14 protein-coding genes and 1 tRNA gene are annotated in these 19,365 nt (G+C 37.7%); 9 read left to right on the forward strand and 6 right to left on the reverse strand.

Translation table 11 applies throughout. The features are described 5' to 3' along the window. The first annotated feature begins 488 nt into the window (after positions 1 to 488). From nagB to KO02_RS06600, 5 genes are all read left to right on the forward strand, one after another. The gene (gene nagB, locus KO02_RS06585; protein ID WP_038696881.1) at positions 489 to 1,271 is read left to right on the forward strand and encodes a glucosamine-6-phosphate deaminase; all 783 of its coding nucleotides are present in this window, start codon (positions 489 to 491) and stop codon (positions 1,269 to 1,271) included. 463 nt (positions 1,272 to 1,734) lie between these two features. Beyond that, on the forward strand, positions 1,735 to 2,316 hold the full coding sequence (locus KO02_RS06590; RefSeq protein WP_200878606.1) for a hypothetical protein: 582 nt from the start codon (positions 1,735 to 1,737) through the stop codon (positions 2,314 to 2,316). Positions 2,317 to 3,027: 711 nt separating this feature from the next. Next, positions 3,028 to 3,864: a Spi family protease inhibitor gene (locus KO02_RS06595; RefSeq protein ID WP_038696885.1), complete on the forward strand. Its 837-nt coding sequence runs from the start codon at positions 3,028 to 3,030 to the stop codon at positions 3,862 to 3,864. 45 nt (positions 3,865 to 3,909) lie between these two features. Continuing rightward, positions 3,910 to 4,281, forward strand: coding sequence for a C10 family peptidase (locus KO02_RS23180; RefSeq protein ID WP_235212391.1), 372 nt, complete (start codon positions 3,910 to 3,912; stop codon positions 4,279 to 4,281). A 7-nt stretch (positions 4,282 to 4,288) separates the two neighbouring features. Then, a complete protein-coding gene (locus tag KO02_RS06600) occupies positions 4,289 to 4,756 on the forward strand; it encodes a hypothetical protein (protein WP_081918315.1) in 468 nt (155 codons plus the stop codon). A gap of 260 nt (positions 4,757 to 5,016) precedes the next feature. Here the strand turns inward: KO02_RS06600 and KO02_RS06605 are convergent. From KO02_RS06605 to KO02_RS06630, 6 genes are all read right to left on the reverse strand, one after another. Next, positions 5,017 to 5,089: transfer RNA gene (locus KO02_RS06605), tRNA-Lys, on the reverse strand. A gap of 239 nt (positions 5,090 to 5,328) precedes the next feature. Beyond that, positions 5,329 to 6,630: a TolC family protein gene (locus KO02_RS06610; protein WP_038702238.1), complete on the reverse strand. Its 1,302-nt coding sequence runs from the start codon at positions 6,628 to 6,630 to the stop codon at positions 5,329 to 5,331. 22 nt (positions 6,631 to 6,652) lie between these two features. Next, a complete protein-coding gene (locus tag KO02_RS06615; protein WP_038696889.1) occupies positions 6,653 to 9,739 on the reverse strand; it encodes an efflux RND transporter permease subunit in 3,087 nt (1,028 codons plus the stop codon). Positions 9,740 to 9,846: 107 nt separating this feature from the next. Then, positions 9,847 to 10,974 carry an efflux RND transporter periplasmic adaptor subunit gene (locus KO02_RS06620; RefSeq protein ID WP_158500270.1) on the reverse strand — a complete coding sequence of 376 codons (1,128 nt, stop codon included), beginning with the start codon at positions 10,972 to 10,974 and terminating at the stop codon, positions 9,847 to 9,849. A 297-nt stretch (positions 10,975 to 11,271) separates the two neighbouring features. Continuing rightward, positions 11,272 to 12,639 carry a sensor histidine kinase gene (locus tag KO02_RS06625; RefSeq protein ID WP_038696891.1) on the reverse strand — a complete coding sequence of 456 codons (1,368 nt, stop codon included), beginning with the start codon at positions 12,637 to 12,639 and terminating at the stop codon, positions 11,272 to 11,274. After that, on the reverse strand, positions 12,636 to 13,319 hold the full coding sequence (locus KO02_RS06630; RefSeq protein WP_038696893.1) for a response regulator transcription factor: 684 nt from the start codon (positions 13,317 to 13,319) through the stop codon (positions 12,636 to 12,638). The genes KO02_RS06625 and KO02_RS06630 overlap by 4 nt, the downstream gene beginning before the upstream one ends. Positions 13,320 to 13,898: 579 nt before the next feature. Between KO02_RS06630 and KO02_RS06635 the strand changes: the two genes are divergently transcribed. The 4 genes from KO02_RS06635 (at position 13,899) to KO02_RS06650 (ending at position 19,299) form a co-directional block, all read left to right on the forward strand. Beyond that, entirely contained in the window at positions 13,899 to 14,939 is a 1,041-nt protein-coding gene (locus KO02_RS06635) for a linear amide C-N hydrolase (protein ID WP_038696895.1), read from the forward strand. A gap of 255 nt (positions 14,940 to 15,194) precedes the next feature. Then, entirely contained in the window at positions 15,195 to 16,007 is an 813-nt protein-coding gene (locus KO02_RS06640; protein WP_038696896.1) for a hypothetical protein, read from the forward strand. 20 nt (positions 16,008 to 16,027) lie between these two features. Beyond that, positions 16,028 to 17,116 (forward strand): ThiF family adenylyltransferase, encoded by a 1,089-nt coding sequence (locus tag KO02_RS06645; protein WP_038696898.1) that lies wholly within the window; start codon positions 16,028 to 16,030, stop codon positions 17,114 to 17,116. Then, positions 17,029 to 19,299 (forward strand): 7TM diverse intracellular signaling domain-containing protein, encoded by a 2,271-nt coding sequence (locus tag KO02_RS06650; protein WP_081918316.1) that lies wholly within the window; start codon positions 17,029 to 17,031, stop codon positions 19,297 to 19,299. The genes KO02_RS06645 and KO02_RS06650 overlap by 88 nt, the downstream gene beginning before the upstream one ends. Positions 19,300 to 19,365: the final 66 nt, after the last annotated feature.

The following is a 19,365-nucleotide window of genomic DNA, read 5'->3' on the forward strand; positions in this document are numbered from 1 at the left end:
AGTTTACCATTGTTTTTTGGGGGTCTTCCTAAAATGCCCTATAATAACACCATTTGCGAAATGGAATTTCGCTAAACATACCCCATGTCCATATAGCGTAATAGGTATCTATAAAATTAGTAATTTTTTGTCAATCAATAAGATAACTATTTTATATTTCTTGAATGGTAAAACAAAAAAACTTGGATTTTAAGTTGGTAGACTATTGGATAGGGAATGGTATAGTTCAGTAGGTATAAAACTCGAACCAGTTAATTTCATTCCAATAAAAACTATCTGAATATATTCTTTGTATCATTGTGTTTTTAACCGAGCCAAACATAAGTATTCTTTAAAAAGAAAGCATGGTCATTCGAGCCCGATTCGAGCACATTATCATTAACCATTATGATGAGTCTGGATTTTTATGCACATGCTCTTTAAATATAACAGATGCTTTCATGAAAAAGGCACGGTTCGTAAACGAAAAAAATAAATAAAGTAGAAATATGAAAACAGTAAATAATACTACGTACAAAGGTACAACAGTAAGCGTGTACGACAACAAGCATGAGGCATCTATTGCGGTAGCTCAACAGATAGCAGATTTAATTAAATCTAAAAATGAAGCTGGAGAAAAGGCAGTATTAGGTTTAGCAACGGGTGCGACACCAATTGAGGTATACAACGAACTGATTCGTATGCATAAAGAAGAAGAATTGAGCTTTCAGAATGTAATCACTTTTAACTTGGATGAGTACTACCCGATGGAGCCTACAGCCAAGCAAAGTTATGTTGCATTTATGAATGAACATCTTTTCGATCATGTAGATGTCGTGAAGGAGCATGTTAATATTCCTGATGGTGAGATAGCTAGCGATGATGTGACTGCCTACTGTGAAGCCTACGAACAAAAGATAACAAGCTACGGCGGATTGGATCTACAGCTTTTGGGTATTGGTAGAACAGGACACGTCGGTTTTAATGAGCCGGGTTCGACAGTCGATTCGCTTACGCGACTGGTGGAACTCAATGAGGTAACCCGTGCAGATGCAGCGGCAAACTTTGATGGTATAGCCAATGTGCCCACTCATGCGATTACGATGGGTGTAGGTACGATAGCTAAAGCAAAGAAAATCATCTTAATGGCATGGGGTGAAGGTAAAGCGGAGATCGTTCAAAAAGCATTAGAGAGCGAGATCACAACAGAAGTACCCGCTACTTATTTACAAGAATTTGATGGAGTTGAAATGGTGTTGGATAAAGGTGCTGCAACTAAATTAAGTCTTTAAAAATAACCGAGTAGAAATACATGATTTAGAGGATTGTGGAAAATAGTGGACACTCTAAGTCATTTCCAGATCTTGCATGGGATGGAACCCATCCCAACGATTCTCTTCGAATCCGCCAGAAACAAAAAAAGCTTCACATTTATGTGAAGCTTTTTTTGTGATTTAGTTTGCACATTTTGTTAAAAACTAACATTGTGTTTTATTTCAACTCTCAAACAGAAAAAGTAGCTGTATTTATTAATATGACTGATTTATTACGTTAAGCACTTTTGGTCTTAAGCTTCACTCGCTCTCCCTGTGGACTAATACCGTAATTGGGTTATTTAACGCAGATATTTTCTTTTGCGCTATTCAAATACTGCACAGAACACTACATTTACTATTCCAAACAATGTCATTGCTGTTTTATGGTTTTAGTTTTCCTATTATTACCGCAAGTTTGATGCAAATTAAATTCAATATTATGAAAAAGCTAATCTTTACAGTTCTCAGTTTCTTTATTGCGCTATTAATAGTAAATGCGCAAGGCATCAACTTCTTTCATACGTACGCTGCTGGAGGAAATCTCCTGATGTGTGTGGATAGTTCGGCGGCAAATGTCAATTACGACAATACATTCCCAAATCAGCCTAATACATCCTTTAATTATTTACCGGAGGTCAATTATGTGAGTGTCCAAATCTATTTCAGACCGACAGACCAGGTACAGCACTATCGTTATAGTATTTTAGCTGATGATGAGCCCATCGTGGTTAATAAGCCAATCGACCTCGCGCAATTAAAAGAGGTGGATATGTCGGGCGAACCATTCAGATCTACAACACTAGGTGTTTTTCCTATTAAAGGGAAAACCATTACAACCTTAGTCTACAGCATCGAAAAGCCGTTAGATATAGATAGAGCTGTTTTTTACGGGAAGCCTATTCCAAAAGCTAAAATTAAGGCTATAGCAAAACGCTTTGCAACTGATGAAGGAGTTGACTACAGTTATATTACTGATCCAGAAGAAAAAACAGGAAAAAAAAGAAAGTCAATCGGTACATAGGGGAATTGATGCAAGGCAAAAGGAAACGGAATAAAGGAAGGGAGGGTGCGACGGCATGTGTTTATGCCGTAGTCTTTTGCGGGCTGAGGGTTGGATGCCCTGTGTACTTTGAATGTCTTTTTCGACTGTTCTTTTGATAAAACTGATATTCCTAATCTTATCTTTCTCTAAAGATTTATGAATTCAAAAGCTATATTATTTTATAGGGAATTGGAAGATGATTTGTGGTTGCGACGGCAAGGTAAGCAGCTTTCAATTTGTTATATTGAGCTGCTAAAAGCTCTTTTACGAATGGAATGTGAAATGGAGTAAATGTGCTTTGCAGCGTGGTGGGGTTCATGATAAAAACTGCGTGAGTGATTGAAGAGAAAAGCCCACAGCCGGGCGAGAACTTGCAACGAAAAGCGCGGTCCAAAATAAGACAAGCCCAGTTAAAAAGAAGCTATACCGTAATTTCAGCATGCACCTAGGAAAAATCATAAAAATTGGATCATGCTTCTTTTATTGAGGAACCTGAAAATTTGTTATGAAATTGTTACACTTCCTAATTTTCTATACCCTAAAATCCATTAATTAAAAAAATTACGAAATCGCAGTTGATTTATTGTTTTTATTAACTTATATAGGTTAAAAAAAGTTATCTATTTCGTTAATTAAAGTTTATGATTATTTTTATTGTATATTTATAATACTAACCATAAGAACTAGATTATGAGAAAAATTTATTTGTATTTAGCTATTTTTATCTTCTTTTCGTGTAACAGGGAGGATATTAATAAGGACAACTTAAATGATGGGAATTATGTTACCTTAAAAGAGAGCAAATCAATTGCTGACTCTTTACAGCAGTTCATATTACATAGGAAAGCAAAAGCCAGCACGGGAGTAAATAAAAGCAGTAATACAGTTCTAGAGAAAGAAATAGTAGGCAGTGATGGAACGATTGTCATGCGCATTTTTAACTATACCGATGGCGGCTTTATTATCTTAGCAGCTGACCGAAGAGCAAACCCTGTGCTCGCATATTCAGACGAAACCTCCTTTTCTTCTGATACTGTACCACTTGCCACAGATGCATGGCTGAACGATACAAAACTTGAAATTGATGCTATCAAAGCAAGAGGAACTCAGGGAACCAATGTTGCGGCTATTCTATTGAAGAAAGCCAAATATACTCAGCTATTATCCGGTAACATGGTCTCTGCTATAAAAACAAAGGCAGCTGGAGGAAATGTCGCAAAACCGCCACCCCCAAAATGTGAGGATAGTGAATATGTAAAGGGTCCACTTCTTACAACAAATTGGGACCAAATCGGTGGCTATAATAATTATATGCCGGCGAAAAGTTGTACTCCTTTTTATTGCAATGGTAAAGCTTTTACTGGTTGTGTAGCCACTGCAATGGCACAGGTCATGAGATATCATCAGTATCCAACTACATTTAATTATAGCATTATGCCCAGTAGTGTTCCAAATTATTCAGATGTTTCTGCAGGGGCAAATGAAATATCTAAACTGATGTGGCTGGCAGCGGATGCAGTTGGTTAAAATTATAACTGTGATGGAACCGGAGCGGCTGCCAACATAAGTGATATTTCCTCTACTTTTAAAAGTCTTGGGTATTCCACTTCCGCAACTTCGGGTGATTTTAATTCTTCGACAGTTTTGAGTGAAATAACAAGTAACAGGCCCGCTATATTATCAGGTTACAGTACCAAGAGCGGATCAATTTTTCCTACATACGGTGGCGGACATGTATGGATAGTAGACGGAGCTCACCAGCTCATAACATGTTCCGAAACTTTACCCGATGGTTCAACAGTTGGAGGAGGGGGATATCTGTGGCTCCACATGAATTGGGGATGGGGTGGTTCGCATAACGGCTGGTTCGGGTATGCCAATGCAGATTCAGGTAATGGAAATTACCAATATAAACGACAAATGGTTTATTCTATTCATAAATAAAATCAATATGAACAAGTTATTGTTAATAATCGTAAGTGTTCTTTCTTTCATTGCATGTAAGAAAGAGGAAACTAAGCAAACAAACCTATATGACAAGGTTCAGCTAAATTTAGTAGATGAGAATGGTATAAATGTCCTTAATTCGAAGTTGACAATAGCTGATCTGGATCTATATTACGTCACAAGTGCAGGTGATAAAATCCTTCAAAATCATAAAAACCTGGATTTTCCAAAGAATATGAATATTATAAATGATAGGCAGGATAAGATGCTGATTGTGTTTGCAAATGTGGACGCTCAAAATAATGAGTTTGCTGAAAGCATATTAAAAGTTAAAGGTTATAATGATATAACAATTAAGGTTAAGGTTCAAAAAACCGGTGGTAGCGTTGGGTACTCAGATCTATTTGTAAATGGAGAAAGTATTTCGATAGACTTGCGGGCTAAGCCACTGAAGGTACAACTTAAAAAATAATTATCTAAAAAATGACGAAGACCACTGATCAGTGGTCTTCGTCATTTCTCACTTATGGCTTATAAAATCGCCCACCCCCTCTAATAGCAGAATTGATATAAATCATCTATATCAAAAAAGTTCGACCGTTTAATAAATACACTGCAAATTTTCATCCCTACACTGGCAATCCGTTAAGATGATTTATGACTAGAAGGGTAACTTCTGTTCGAATACAGCAGATACAAAAAAAGCTTCACATTTATGTGAAGCTTTTTTTGTGATCCAGCTGGGATTCGAACCCAGGACCCATACATTAAAAGTGTATTGCTCTACCAGCTGAGCTACTAAATCGTACTCTTTATTTCTGAAGTTTCCTTCGTTGTTTGGAGTGATGCAAAGGTAGAAAAATACTTGACATATGCCAAACGTATGTCGTAATTATTCCTTAAATCCTTTATTTTGAGGGAGAATATTTTTTTTAAGATGCTATTTTTAGACTGTGATTTTCTGATTTACGTGCTCATTCGACCAAAATTAAAGGCTTCAAATACCTATTTAATCTTAAAATATGCATTTATTGCACCACGATATTAAAAATTGATATCCCAGATTCCAACTGATCGCTCTAATTCTACAAGCGCTACAGCATTATTGAACCGTATTTCATAATAATGTTGTTGCACTTCATTGTAGGTACGTTGTGCCGTTAACACTTCTAATAAACTCGTTTCACCTCGTTTGTAGCTATATAGTTTGCCATCTAAGATAGATTTTGCATCTTGAAGTAAGCCGCTATCAAATTGTTGTAGTTGTTTTTGGGTGGCTTCGTATTGGTAAAATGCTTGGGTAACATCGCGCTGTACCTGCAACTCGACCTGACTATATGCCACTTCCGATTGTTGAGCGGTATAGTAAGCAGCCTTTAGTTCTCCTTTTCGTTTGTTGGAAAATTTTAATGGAACCCGTACTCCAATATTGCTTTGTGTGAAAGAAGGGCTGGGAGCGGTTTCATTTTTAGCTGTTTCATTGTATTCCACACCGGCAACTAAGCCCAAATCAATGATTCTATTGGCCTTTGCCAATTTTATCATCTTTTCGGACACATCCTTATTTTGCAACGCGTATAGCAGATCTGTGCGATTCAGTTGTGCGCTCTCGATCAGTTCTGCCAATTGGAAATTTCTATGGAAGGCTGAAAAATCTCCAACAGTTGCCAACAAGGTGCCCATTTGCGAATTTCCCATCAGTAAGGCTAGATTACTCAGCGATGATTTCCAACTTCCAATAGACGAAGTGGCTTCATTCCATAGGGTTGAGGCTTCGAGTTTACTTTGTTTAGCATCTACTTCTGTAATGGCACCTAATTTCGCTCGCATACTATCCGATTTTGCTAATTGGCTCATCGCTTCGTAGGAATTGAGCTGCAGTTTTACTAGCTGTTCATGTTGGATGCCAAGTAGATATTGAAGGGTTGCATCTGCTTGAAGATTTCGAAAATAGTCAATCAGAATGTGTTTGCTGAGTTCGGATTCACTTTTAGCAAGATCTACGCGCGCCTTCCGTTTTCCTCCAAGCTCTATTGTCCAATCAAGTTCAGTGGTGTATCCGTAACCCATCTTTTTATTGCGCTGGTCGTTATTAAAGATACCGGCACTGAATTCGGGATCTGGGATAACTTTAGCCATCTCTATACCGGCTTCTGAAATAGGAATATTGAATTTTTCTGCAGCAAAAGCCTTATTGTTCTTGGCTACAGCTTCCATATAATCGGAGTAAGCGATTGTTTTTTTTTGAAAAGAAGTATCGACCTGACCTTGTGCTACCGCAGTGAGCACAAGGATGTAGCAGGTGAGTAATAGATTTTTCTTATTTATTTTTTTGACGTTTAACATGTCCTTGTTTTTATGGTGAATACTAATGCTCATTTTTTTCAGCGTTCTTTTTCTCTAAAAGATAATAGAGCGATGGCAAAGCATAGAGTGTGATGATGGTCGCAAAGAATAATCCGTAAACGATTACAGTAGCCAATGGTCTTTGCACATCCGAACCGATGCCTGTAGCTAGGGATGCGGGTAGTAGGCCTAAAATAGCAACTGTAGCCGTCATGATGACCGGTCTAAAGCGATGTTGTGAACCTTCAGAAACAGCTTGTCGTAAGGAATAGCCTTTTTTTCGTAAGGTATTGAATTGTGATATCATCAATACTCCGTTTTGAATGGCAACACCAAAAAGAGCAATGAAACCAACTACCGAAGATACATTGAGGGTCATTCCACGAACATTTAAGGCAAGCATGCCACCAAATATGGCAAGTGGGACAACGCTCATCAGCAATCCTGCTTGGGCAAAACTCCCAAAAGCACCATAAAGGAGTATGAACATAATCGCTAATGCCATAGGTACGATGATGGCCAGATGTTGATATGCTCGATTTTGATTCTCAAATTGACCGCCCCATTTGATTTTAATACTGTCGTGGTCATAGGGGATATCCTGTTCTATTTTAGCTTGTGCTTCTTTTAAAAATGAACTCAAATTATTGCCGCGGAGGTTAAGACGTACTGTTAAATGTCTTTTATTCATCTCGCGAGCGATGGTGCTCTCACCTGTATTGAGTTTTACTTCAGCAATCTGCGATAGTGGAATTTTAGCTCCTGATTCATTGGTGAGCATCAGATTTCCTATTTTTTCCGGTGTATTGCGACTTTCTTCATTATAACGACAGATAATATCACATACTTTTCCTTCTTGAAATATTTGAGAAATCGCTTTTCCGCCGATAGCCGTTTCAATAAGGTCTGAAACATCAGCGATGTTTAGTCCGTATTGCGCTATTTTGTTGCGATCTGCTTTAATCTGTAACTGGGGCAATGGGGGCTCTTGATCAATAGCCAAATCTACTGCGCCTTTTACTTTTCGTAATGTCGAAAGCACTTCTTCTGCTACCCTACGGATTTCCTTGAAATCTTCGCCATATACTTTTACCACCAATTCGCTATGTGCTCCGGCTATTTTATCCATGACACCATCTATCATGGGTTGAGAAAAGGCAACATCATAACCGGGCATCTGTGCATATTCTGCAGCAAGTTCTTCGATGAGATCAGCTTTGGTTCGACCATTTTTCCATTGTTTATAAGGGAGCAATCCGACGCTACACTCAAAATGTGAAGGTGTCCAAGCGTCTGTGCCATCATCATTACGGCCGGCTTGTACCATGATATAGGTCACTTCATCGTACTTTAAGGTGCGAGCCCGTAGCGTATCGCTCATTTCTTTTGATTTTTCTACCGTTATTCCAGGAGGAAGAGACACTTGTAGCCAGATGGAACCTTCGTCCAATGGGGGTAGAAAGTCTTTACCAACTGTAGATGTCAGTAACACAGCACCAGAGAATATAAGTACTAGAGGTAAAAACACACGTTTTGGATGCTGTAATAATTTATCCACATGGCGATGGTAACCAGATGTTATTTTCTCCAACCATTTATTATGATATACTTTTTGAGGCTTTCTATAGACCACGTAAGCAAGTCCTGGAATCAGAAATAAGGCTACTAATAGTGCTCCTAATAAGGCATAACCTACTGTGAACGCCATAGGAGTGAATAATTTTTTCTCCACGCGTTCAAAGGCAAACAAGGGAATGTAGGCAGTGATGATAATAATCGTTGCGAAAAATATCGGTTTAGCCATTTGCTTGACTAGGGATGCCACGCCAAACTCGGTGAGTTCTTCATGTTCATTTTCCTCTCTTTTTTTCAATATCGCTTCCATCATCACAATTGCACCATCGACGATAATCCCAAAATCAATAGCACCCAATGACAGTAAGTTGGCTGGAACATTGGTGAAATGCATGAGGATAAAGGCAGTTAATAAGGCTACTGGTATGGTAATAGCAACCAGTAGCGCACCGCGCCAACTTCCTAAAAATACAATCAGTACGATAATGACTAATCCCATTCCTTCTAAAAGGGTGTGTGAAACGGTTTGTAACGTCGTTTCAACCAGGTGGGTACGGTCCATGAACGGATGGATCTGGACTCCTTCTGGTAGAGTGCTATCATTTAGTTCTTCAACAGCTGCGTTCACGCCTTCTAAAACAACCGATGGATTTTGTCCCTTCAATAAGAGCACGATTCCCTCGATATTGTCTGAATAGTTTACACCACGTTTGTCTGAATAGCCTAAAGCACCTTTTCGTTCTAGATTGCCATATTTGATTTGACCGATATCTTTCATCAAAATTGCTGTACCCTGTTGTGATTTGACTACAATATTACCAATATCATCCAATGTTCTGACAAGTCCAATACCTCTTACAACGTAAGACTGATCTCCTCTATTCATCACGCTTCCACCTGCATTGGTGTTATTGGCTTCGACTTTATTAACGACCTCACTCAGGGAAATTCCATATTGCTGCAATTTTTGTGGCTCGATTTCAATCTGAAATTGTGTGGTAATCCCCCCGAAATTAGTCACATCGACTACGCCCGATACTTGTTTTATACGGGGTATGATGACGAAAGTTTGCAGATCGGTTAGTTCACGTAGGTCATGCGATTTACTTTCGATGATGTACCGGAATATCTCGCCTGTAGGGGAGGTGAGGGGGTCAAGATTTGGTGCTGCCTGATAGGGAAGTTCCAAATCTGCCAGGCGCTCCTGAATCCTTGCTCTTGCGAAATAATCGTCTGTTCCATCTTGAAAGACAATCGTGACCATGGAAAGCCCGAATGTACTTTTACTACGCATGACATGCATACCTGGTAAGCCGTTTATAGCACGCTCTATTGGAATGGTAATCTGTTGTTCTATTTCTTCGGCTGCAAGACCCGGTACTTGTGTCACCACTTGTGAACTGACGTCGCCGATATCGGGGTAAGCTTCTATAGAAAGTTGGGTCCATGAGTAATATCCAAAGAAGGTCATTAGCGTAAAAAGTGCTAAAATAAGCCAGCGTTTGGCGATGGTATTGGTGAATATGTTTTTCATCAGAATAACTTATTTTTAAAGGCGATGAAGCTATCAGGAGCACGACTTAATTTTGTGAGCTCTTGTATCCATGATGGTTTCACTGCTAATATGTTTTGTATTGTTCTTTATTTCGCATTTAGTAAATAGAATGCACCTTCACTGATAATGCTGTCTCCTGCGATTAAACCCGCTACAATCTGTACTTTACCCTCCTCTGTGACACCGGTCTCCACATCACGTTTTACATATTTGTTTTTACCGATTTGCACGAGTACATAACTTTGGTCATTGTATTGCAACAGTGATTTTTCGGGTATAAAGATCGCGTCGGATGGTTTTTCAATAAAATTGACCGTTACATACATCCCAGGCTTGAGCAGGCGATCTGGGTTCTGACACTCGATAAGCACTTGCACGCTGCGTGTATCTTCATTGACGATCTCATCAATGTGGTAAATGCTACCCTTTATCTTCTTGCCTGGGAAGGCTGCAATAGCAATTTCAGCAACATCAAGTTTATTGATGAGATGGAGATGTTGTTCTTTCACCATACCTACGACCCAGACTTTGCTCAATTCGGCGACCTTTGCACGAGGAGTTTCGTCCGATTTGATGTATTGACCCATGACGATATCATTCGTGATGACTTCTCCTGCTATAGGTGATCGAACAATAAGGGGTTGTCCTAAAACGAGCTTCTCCACATTTACATTGAATATCTGGAGTGAGGCTAAAGCATTTTGATATTCTTTCTGAGTAATCTCATAATTTGCCCTTGCTTCTTCGACATCTTTTTCTGAGCCGACTCCATTAATTTTGAGGTCTTGTTGTCGTTTTAAAATTAGTCCTGCATTTTGATAGGCTGTTTTTGCTTGAAAAAATAGCTTTTGCGTGTCTGTAAATTCAGGTGAGGCGAGCTCAAATAAAGGAGTGCCTGGTTTTGTCTTCATCCCTAATTTAAGTTGCACGGCGGTCACTCTTCCTGAAAAAGGAGAAGCAATCTCTGCATATAGATTAGGAATAGCTTTCACTGTTCCTGCTGCTACGAGCTCGAGCTGATGCGATTCTTGTTGTATGGTAATGGTCTTTAACTGTGCGATTACTTGTGCTTTATCGTGCACATAAATGGTATCTCCGCTAACAGTGAAATCTGCTATTTTTTCATGTTCGACTTTTGTTTGGCAACCCAATAGGGATAGCGAAATAAAAAGGATTCTTATAAAAGTGATGTGTTTTTTTTTTGTTGTTTTCATTAGAATTAATTGTCTATTCATTAATCTATTCGTTTTTTAAAGGCCTTCATGCTGCCTTAAAGATTTTATCGATATCGCTTTATTTACTTATTTGGTCCTTCTTTTTAGTAGAGGGCCATTTGTATTTTTTTTACAATGCAAAAGTGCGCAGCTTAGCGTGCGATAGCTGTTAGAGGAGTGATAGAAAAATATTAGAATTTTATTAGAAAGGTATTTGTATTAAAGATGAGATCGATAATAGCGTGCGTTTGAAAGTCTTTCACAACTGGGGTTGGTGAAAAATCGTGTTTTTCCTGATTAGCAGTGCGGTAAAATGATGGTGAACGTGGTTCCCTTGTTTTCTTGTGAAGCTACAGTTATTTCACCTTTATGGAGTGCCACAATTTTTTGTGTGAGGGGCAAACCAATACCGTGTCCATAAGTATATGTTCTATTCTCCCCTCTATAAAATGGGGTGAAAATTTCAAGTAAGTCATGTTCTGAAATACCGATTCCCTTATCAACGAATAATAAAGTTATATTTTTACTATCAAATCGGACCGACACGGTACAGCGATGTGGAGTAGAAAATTTGCACCCGTTTTCAAAAAGATTAGTGAATGCTACTTTTAGTAGGTATTCATTGCCATTGACTGAAATCTGGTCATCATTGTCTATCTCATCTTCAAAATGGATATCGATTTTGAAGTCTGAATTTGTTTTTTGGACTTGTTGTCTGGCATCTAATAAGACTTCATCGACACGAATCGGCTTGAATGCAATTTCTGTAGGATCGTAACTGGCTTTTGCCAAGTCGAGTAGGCTGTTGGATAAACGGACTAATTTTTTCGAGTCGTTTAAAGCGTCCTTAATCGCTGTTTGATATTCACTAGGCGTACGTTCTTTGTTGCTTGATAGTTCAAGCTCTGTAATAATAGCGGCTAGTGGGGTGCGCAATTCATGTGAAATACTCGAGACGAAATTCTTTTGTGCATCGAAGGAACTCTCCAAGCGGTTGAGCATTTCATTGAATGTATTGGCAAGTTCAGAAAGTTCATCTTTATTACCATTGTTTGATAATCGTAAATCTAGGTTTGTAGCGGAAATGTTCTTTGCTTTCGCAATCATGGCACGCACAGGTTCAAATGCTTTTTTAGAAAAAAAGATGCCTGCTACAAGTATGAATAAAATAGAAATAATAAAAACAAGGATACTGTTGTGGAGTAAGTTATTGAGTTTACTATAACCATATTGATCATACGCAGCTGCGGTAACGATATATTTCTTGCCTTCATAGATATACTGTAAGCCTATTACTTGCCAGCCTTCCTGATAAAATTCAATTTCCCCTTTTTGGTATATTTCATCAATCATTGGCTTGGTTTCTTTGACAAAATCTAGGTCAACAGCATCATGATACAGTAGGTCAAAGTGGGTGTTATAAATGGCAACTTCAACTTCATTGAGTATTTTTCGGTTATTATGGTAGATATCTTGCAATATCTTTTTGTCAACATTGGCGTTTAGAAAGAGATTGGCCTTGGTAATGGCTTCTTTCTTGAGTAGGTTGTAAAACTCAATTTGCCGATTTTCCTTAGCAGATAAATAAATCACGGTAGCAAACAGACCTAATATGATTGCCGTTGTTACTGTAAATAGTATAATCAGTCGCGTTCTTATTTTCATGATTCCTTCTTCAGAATAAAGCCCATTCCAGATTTTGTATGAATAAGTTTTTTATCAAAATTGCGGTCTATTTTTTTTCTAAGATAGTTGATGTATACGTCAATAAAGTTGGTACCAGTGTCGAAATGGGTCTCCCAAACTTTATCCGCTATTTCTACGCGAGACAATACCCGATTCGGATTTTGCATCAAATATTCCAATAACTTGAATTCTTTTGGAGTTAAATCGATCTCTTGTTGATTCCGTTTTACGATTTTGCTGTGTAAGTTCATTTCGAGATCCTCATAGCGCAAGACAAAACCTTGGCTGTTTGACTGATGTTGATTTCGCTTTAGTAATGCTCTAATTCGTACTAAAAGCTCACGCATTTCGAAAGGTTTTACTAAATAGTCATCTGCTCCAGCATCGAAGCCTTCTACTTTATCGTCCGTCGTACCAAGTGCAGTAAGCATGATGATCGGTAGGTCAGGTCTTGTTTGTCTAATGTGTTTACAAAGATCTAACCCGTCCATTTTGGGAAGGATGATATCGGTAATAATCAGATCGAAATTATCTTGTGAAGACAGCTTTTTTCCAGAAAGGCCATCGTATGCCAAAGTGGTCGTAAAGCCTTGTTCTTCCAGTCCTCTTTTTATAAGTTCTGCAACACGTTGGTCGTCTTCTACAATTAATATTTTCATCAGAATAAATTGTTTTTTAATTGCGATAAAGCTATCATGAGCACCTAATTCATCACGGCTTGTGAAATCTTGTAGCCCATAATGGTTTCATTAGATAAATTGCTTCGTGAGCTTGTAAGCTCGGATATTTATATCTGTATTTTTTTAACGGGATATATGACCTCACCACACGCTGAGTCCTATATCCATTGTATTTGTTCAGATACAAACTTACAATTTAAGATGCTATTATTGTAATCAGGAAACTTTGCTAATTTATTTTTGTTGTAACCAGCATGATACTTGCTTCATGTTGGCGGTCTTATTTTTAAGGTGAAAAACGTATTGCCAGTAGATATTACTTTAATTTTATTGAAAAATCAGAAAAACTAAATTAATAAATATTGGAAATTAATTTTTAAGGTTTTTTAATTAACTTCGTATTAGGTTACTGCCGTATATTTTTATAGACCAATTAGTATGCAGTTGAGAAGGTGATTAGTAATTGGATATAAAGTGTAATTGTAGACTAATAGATCACTTTTTTTACAAGAAATTAAAGAGTAGGATTATGTTATTATTCATTAAATATCAGTTCATATGAAGTATCTTTTTTCAATTGTTTTTGTTGTGTTTCTTTTTCTACGAAAAGAAACGGCGGCCTGCACGCGAGTGGTGTATAAAGGGCCTAATGGTACCGTAATTACAGCGCGGAGTATGGATTGGAAGGACGAAATTTCAGCTAATCTATGGGTGTTCCCGCGTGGTATGGACCGGAATGGTGAGGTAGGACCTAAGTCCCTGAAATGGACTTCAAAGTATGGAAGTGTCATTTCAAGTGCATGGGATATTGCAACTGTTGACGGCTTGAATGAAAAGGGCTTAGTGGCTAATGTATTATGGTTAGTAGAGTCTAGTTATCCAAAATTCAATCCTGCTGGTGATAAACAGGGAATTACGATCTCGGCTTGGGCACAGTATGTCTTGGATAATTTTGCAAATGTAAGTGAAGCGGTTACGGCATTGCGGGATGAACCATTTGTTGTTGTGAGTGATTATATTCCAGGAACTAAGAAATTTGCAACACTGCATTTGTCGATTTCTGATGCTTCAGGTGATAATGCTATTTTTGAATATGTAAATGGGAAACTGATGATTCATCATGATGTTGCTTATACTGTGATGACAAATTCGCCCGTATTTTCCGAACAACTTGCTTTGAATAGCTACTGGGAAGGAATACCAGGTACGGTCATGTTGCCAGGTACAAATCGTGCCGCAGATCGTTTTGTTAGAGCATCCTATTATATCAATGCGATTCCACAGACTGACGATGTTAGAACTGCTGTGGCTAGTGTATTTAGTGTGATTCGAAATTGCTCGGTACCGTTTGGTATAAGTTCACCTACAGAGCCTAATATTTCCTCTACGCGTTGGCGTTCTGTTGCTGATCAAAAAAATAAAATTTATTATTTTGAAACGGTTCTGACACCGAATACGTTTTGGGTTGATTTGACAAAATTTGATTTGCAGAAGGGAGCCAAAACGATGAAGTTAGATTTAAATCAATTTGCCACGTATAACGGTTTATCCAATAGCAATTTTAAAGTTGCCGATCCTTTTAAGTTTTTAGGAATTTAATTGTACTAAAATAAAAGAACTGTTTTATCTATTGTTAAGACGGTTCTTTTTGTTTTCTTAACGGATGCTTTGATTTGATATTAGATAAAAACTACTAGATTTAGAAAGAAATAGTTTAGTGTAACGGTATTTAGGTGTGGAATGAAAAGAAATTGAGGTAGAACTGCTATGCCTTTGATTATTTGTATCAATACGTTACGCCTTTCAGTTTTATTGATTATTTTTGAACTTTAAAAAAATATTTATAACCATTTCATGTCACTAATACTTAAAGATGGACGTCCTGTAGTCAGGCTAAGAGCGTTTCGTGCTATTGATGACCCCAGAACTTGTGAACGTTTTATACAGGGACATGAGCATGTGTTGGCAGCAATAGGTGTTAAAAAAGTAACGTCATCCAAAAATGATTGGATGTATAATCCAGCTGCCTTTGTATTGATTGTTGAGTCTCTTGATGGAGAAAATGTATATGGCGGTGCACGCATACATGTTGCGGGGGGCTCACAACCGCTTCCTATCGAAGAAGCTACTGGGAAGATGGATCCTAAAATCTTTGACTTGGTTTGGGATTATGCGCAAGAAGGAACAGGCGAAGGTTGTGGTCTATGGAATTCTAGGGAAATTGCTGGCTACGGTATCGGAAGTATCTTTCTGACTAGAGCGGCAATCGCTATTGCTCCTCAAATAGGTATCAAATCATTATTTGCTCTTTGTGCTCCGTATACGATAAATCTGACCAAAAGTGTTGGATATCGACTGGAAAGTAGCGTTGGAAATAATGGTACATTTTATTACCCAAAGTTAGACCTCCTTGCTACGACAATGATTCTTGATGATGTAGATAATTTGAGTTTAGCTGATGAAGGCGACAAAAATGCCATCATGGACTTAAGAAATCACGGTGATGTCGTTAGGATAGAGGAATTGCGTTCAAAAGAAATTGAAATACATTATATGCTGCAATTGGATAATATGGATCAGTGGGATTTGAAAACCATCGTTCATAATGCTAGAAAGCAGACAATATTAGATATTAATATGAAGGAAAAAGATGTGCAGATAATGTAACATCAATTCGAAATAAAAATATGATCAAGAACTTAAATTTAGCCTATAAACCTCTATACTTTAGAAAAACAGTTACACAAGATATGTTATCATTGGATACACTACGGAAGAATGGTGATATCGTATTTGTGTTTGATGAAATCGAAAGGCAGATTAATGAATTAATTCGTTGCAGATTTCCAGCTGGATGGGTTTCACCCGAACAATTTGACGGGTATGTACAAGCGCTACTAAATGGGAAGTCTTTAGATGAGTATGGCGTTTGGGTCTATTATCCGTGGCGAAAAACACTGATTCATGTTCTTGATGAGCAAGAATTTGTTGAGGTCAGGACGAATCGTAATCAATTAAAAATAACAGAAGCTGAACGTGATACTCTTGCTAATAAAAAAGTAGGGATTATTGGTTTATCTGTTGGTCACGCTATCGCATTGACCATGGCCATGGAGCGGACTTGTGGAATATTAAGAATTGCTGATTTTGATGAGTTGGATCTTAGTAATTTGAATAGACTACGTACAGGTATTTTTAATCTATCTGTTCCAAAGGTTATTATTGCTGCAAGGGAGATTGTAGAAATAGATCCTTTTATTCAGGTTGAAATTTTTCCAACGGGTGTAAGCCACGATAATTACGATGATTTTTTAGGAGGAAATGGACAACTAGATTTGCTTGTTGAGGTATGTGATAGTTTTGAAGTTAAAATTGAAAGTAGAATTTGTGCAAGGAAATTTCGAATTCCAGTTGTCATGGACACAAATGATCGGGGTATGTTGGATGTTGAACGATTTGATCTGGAACCGGAGCGTCCAATTTTTCATGGCTTAGTAAATGATTTGACAAGAGAAAAATTGGATATGTTATCGGAAGGAGAAAGGTTAAGGTACCTCATGCAACTTGTGGATGCTGAAAATCTATCTGATCGGATGAAAAGGTCAGTGCCGGAAATTAAAAAATCGATTATTTCCTGGCCTCAACTTGCTTCTGAAGTTGTTTTAGGTAGTGCTATGACTACCTCGGTATGTCGAAGATTATTGCTTGGACAACCTGTGCTGTCGGGTCGTTATTACCTGGATATGGAAGGTTTGGCAAGTCACAGTCGCAATTGATTTCTATGAAGTACATTTTTGGTGCGAATATTAAAAATCTAGTGCTATTTATTTTTTTAATGACCGCGTATCTCGCTTTGCATGCGATGGTGCCGCTTCAGTTTGAAAAAGATAGTTCAGCTGTATATATTGGGAAGCATGTTTCTTTATTCCAAGATGCTACAAAGCAGCTTAACATTACGGATATCATTGATCACACTAATTTGTTCAATGAAAGCAAGGATGATGTGCCTAATTTGGGGATCGGTGATGTAAATAATTGGATAAGGTTTGAGTTGAAAAATCTTACTGACGAAGAGAAGTTAGTGGTAAATCTCTCGCATGCCAATATCGATGAGGTCGTTTTTTATTCTTTAAAGAATGGGGTTATAGATAGTACGCGTATCGAATCGGGAACAGCCTTAAATAAGCGTGATTACCCCCATCAATTTTACCTATTTGAAATTCCTATTAAAAAAGGGGAAGATGTGATATGTTATTTCAAACTCAGAAGTAACACACAATTGTTAGTGCCAATTTCGATTCATACTGAAAAAGGATTACTGGAAATACTCTTAGATACCGATATTTTTTCAGCATTGTTTATTGGGCTGATGATGTCGATGATCTTTTACAATATATTTTTATATTTTTCTACAGGTGAGAAACACTATATAATATATGTTAACTATATTTTTTGGGTTACTATAGCACAATGTGCAGTGCTAGGAATTCTTGAACCGATATTTTCTATTCATAATCGCTGGGTTTTAAATCGATTATTAACTTTTTCTGGAGCGATGTCTGGAATAGGTGCGATATATTTTGTCAAGTCATTTCTCCAAACTGCGAAGGATGCTCCTAAACTCAATAAATTATTGAATATTTTCTTAATTGGGTATTTAATTGCAATCGGATTTTTATGTTTCGGTTACTTAATTCCAGCATATAAATTAGTCAATGTAGTAGCCGGTGGAGGGTCTATAATTGTTTTAATTTTAGCGTTCAAATTGAGTCGTGAAAAATATGAACAAACGAAATATTTTTTGATTGCATGGTGTGTGTTTTTAGTCAGTGTAGTGGTATATGTATTTAAGGACTACAATTTACTCCCCTATAACTTTTTCACCGTAAGAGCTGTTCAAATTGGGTCGGTATTTGAAGCCATTTTACTATCTTTTGCATTAGGAGATAAGATCAATATCTATCGTAAGGAAAAAGATGAATCTCAAGCACGCGAATTGTCCATTTCATTAGAAAATCAATTATTGATTCGTGAGCAAAATGTCATTTTAGAAGACAAAGTTGAAGAAAGAACTCGTGCGTTGACTGCTTCTAATGAGTCTTTACAGGCTACTTTAACTCATCTTAAAGAAACACAGTCACAACTTGTTGAAGCAGAGAAAATGGCCTCTTTAGGGCAATTGACTGCTGGGGTAGCTCATGAAATCAATAATCCGATTAATTTTGTGACTTCAAATGTTGCTCCTTTGAAGCGCGACATTAAAATGATTTGGGAGACTTTGGAGGAGGTCGAACAGGTAGCTCTGGATGATAATTTATCTTCAGATGAGAAGAGATTACGTATCGAAAATTTCAAAAAGGAAATTGATTTGGATTATCTCAAAACTGAAGTCGAATTCTTGCTTAAAGGAATGAGTGATGGTGCCAATAGGACTGCAGAAATTGTTAAGAGCCTACGGATTTTTTCACGTGTTGACGAGGATACCCTCAAATTTGCGGATATTAACGAAGGCTTAGAGTCAACGATGGTTATCCTTAATAGTTTGGTGCAAGATGGAATTGTTGTGCAGAAGAAATATGGTGCCCTCCCGAAGATTGAATGCTATGCAGGTAAATTGAATCAGGTATTTTTGAATATCATCACGAATGCGATTTATGCACTTCATGATAAAGTAAAGACAAGGGATGGAGCGAAATTAACACTGGAGACAGGAGTGTGTGAAAATGCATCGGCTATTTATGTTATAATAAGGGATAATGGCATAGGGATTCCGGACTATATCCGAGATCGCATTTTCGAACCTTTTTTTACAACTAAAGATGTAGGGGAGGGTACGGGTTTGGGCATGTCTATCGCTTACAATACCATAATCAAGCATAATGGCAAAATAGAAATTGAGTCTGTAGAAGGGGAGGGGACTTCATTTATATTGATTATCCCAATACGACAAAATATTTAAGGAACAGTGTGCCTTGAAAGTCATTAATTTTATTAATTTCGTCTCTACGATTGCTATACGGCGGCC

It is taken from the genome of Sphingobacterium sp. ML3W, assembly GCF_000747525.1.
In the GTDB taxonomy this organism is placed as follows: domain Bacteria; phylum Bacteroidota; class Bacteroidia; order Sphingobacteriales; family Sphingobacteriaceae; genus Sphingobacterium.

Bases quoted from the DNA above. Each gene is read 5' to 3' on its own strand.
- KO02_RS06600 (WP_081918315.1), top strand. From the start codon at position 4,289: ATGAACAAGTTATTGTTAATAATCGTAAGTGTTCTTTCTTTCATTGCA.
- KO02_RS06650 (WP_081918316.1), top strand. From the start codon at position 17,029: ATGTCGAAGATTATTGCTTGGACAACCTGTGCTGTCGGGTCGTTATTA.
- KO02_RS06640 (WP_038696896.1), top strand. From the start codon at position 15,195: ATGTCACTAATACTTAAAGATGGACGTCCTGTAGTCAGGCTAAGAGCG.
- nagB (WP_038696881.1), top strand. From the start codon at position 489: ATGAAAACAGTAAATAATACTACGTACAAAGGTACAACAGTAAGCGTG.
- KO02_RS06620 (WP_158500270.1), bottom strand. From the start codon at position 10,974: ATGAAAACAACAAAAAAAAAACACATCACTTTTATAAGAATCCTTTTT.
- KO02_RS06635 (WP_038696895.1), top strand. From the start codon at position 13,899: ATGAAGTATCTTTTTTCAATTGTTTTTGTTGTGTTTCTTTTTCTACGA.
- KO02_RS06595 (WP_038696885.1), top strand. From the start codon at position 3,028: ATGAGAAAAATTTATTTGTATTTAGCTATTTTTATCTTCTTTTCGTGT.
- KO02_RS06610 (WP_038702238.1), bottom strand. From the start codon at position 6,630: ATGTTAAACGTCAAAAAAATAAATAAGAAAAATCTATTACTCACCTGC.
- KO02_RS06630 (WP_038696893.1), bottom strand. From the start codon at position 13,319: ATGAAAATATTAATTGTAGAAGACGACCAACGTGTTGCAGAACTTATA.
- KO02_RS06615 (WP_038696889.1), bottom strand. From the start codon at position 9,739: ATGAAAAACATATTCACCAATACCATCGCCAAACGCTGGCTTATTTTA.
- KO02_RS06645 (WP_038696898.1), top strand. From the start codon at position 16,028: ATGATCAAGAACTTAAATTTAGCCTATAAACCTCTATACTTTAGAAAA.
- KO02_RS06590 (WP_200878606.1), top strand. From the start codon at position 1,735: ATGAAAAAGCTAATCTTTACAGTTCTCAGTTTCTTTATTGCGCTATTA.
- KO02_RS06625 (WP_038696891.1), bottom strand. From the start codon at position 12,639: ATGAAAATAAGAACGCGACTGATTATACTATTTACAGTAACAACGGCA.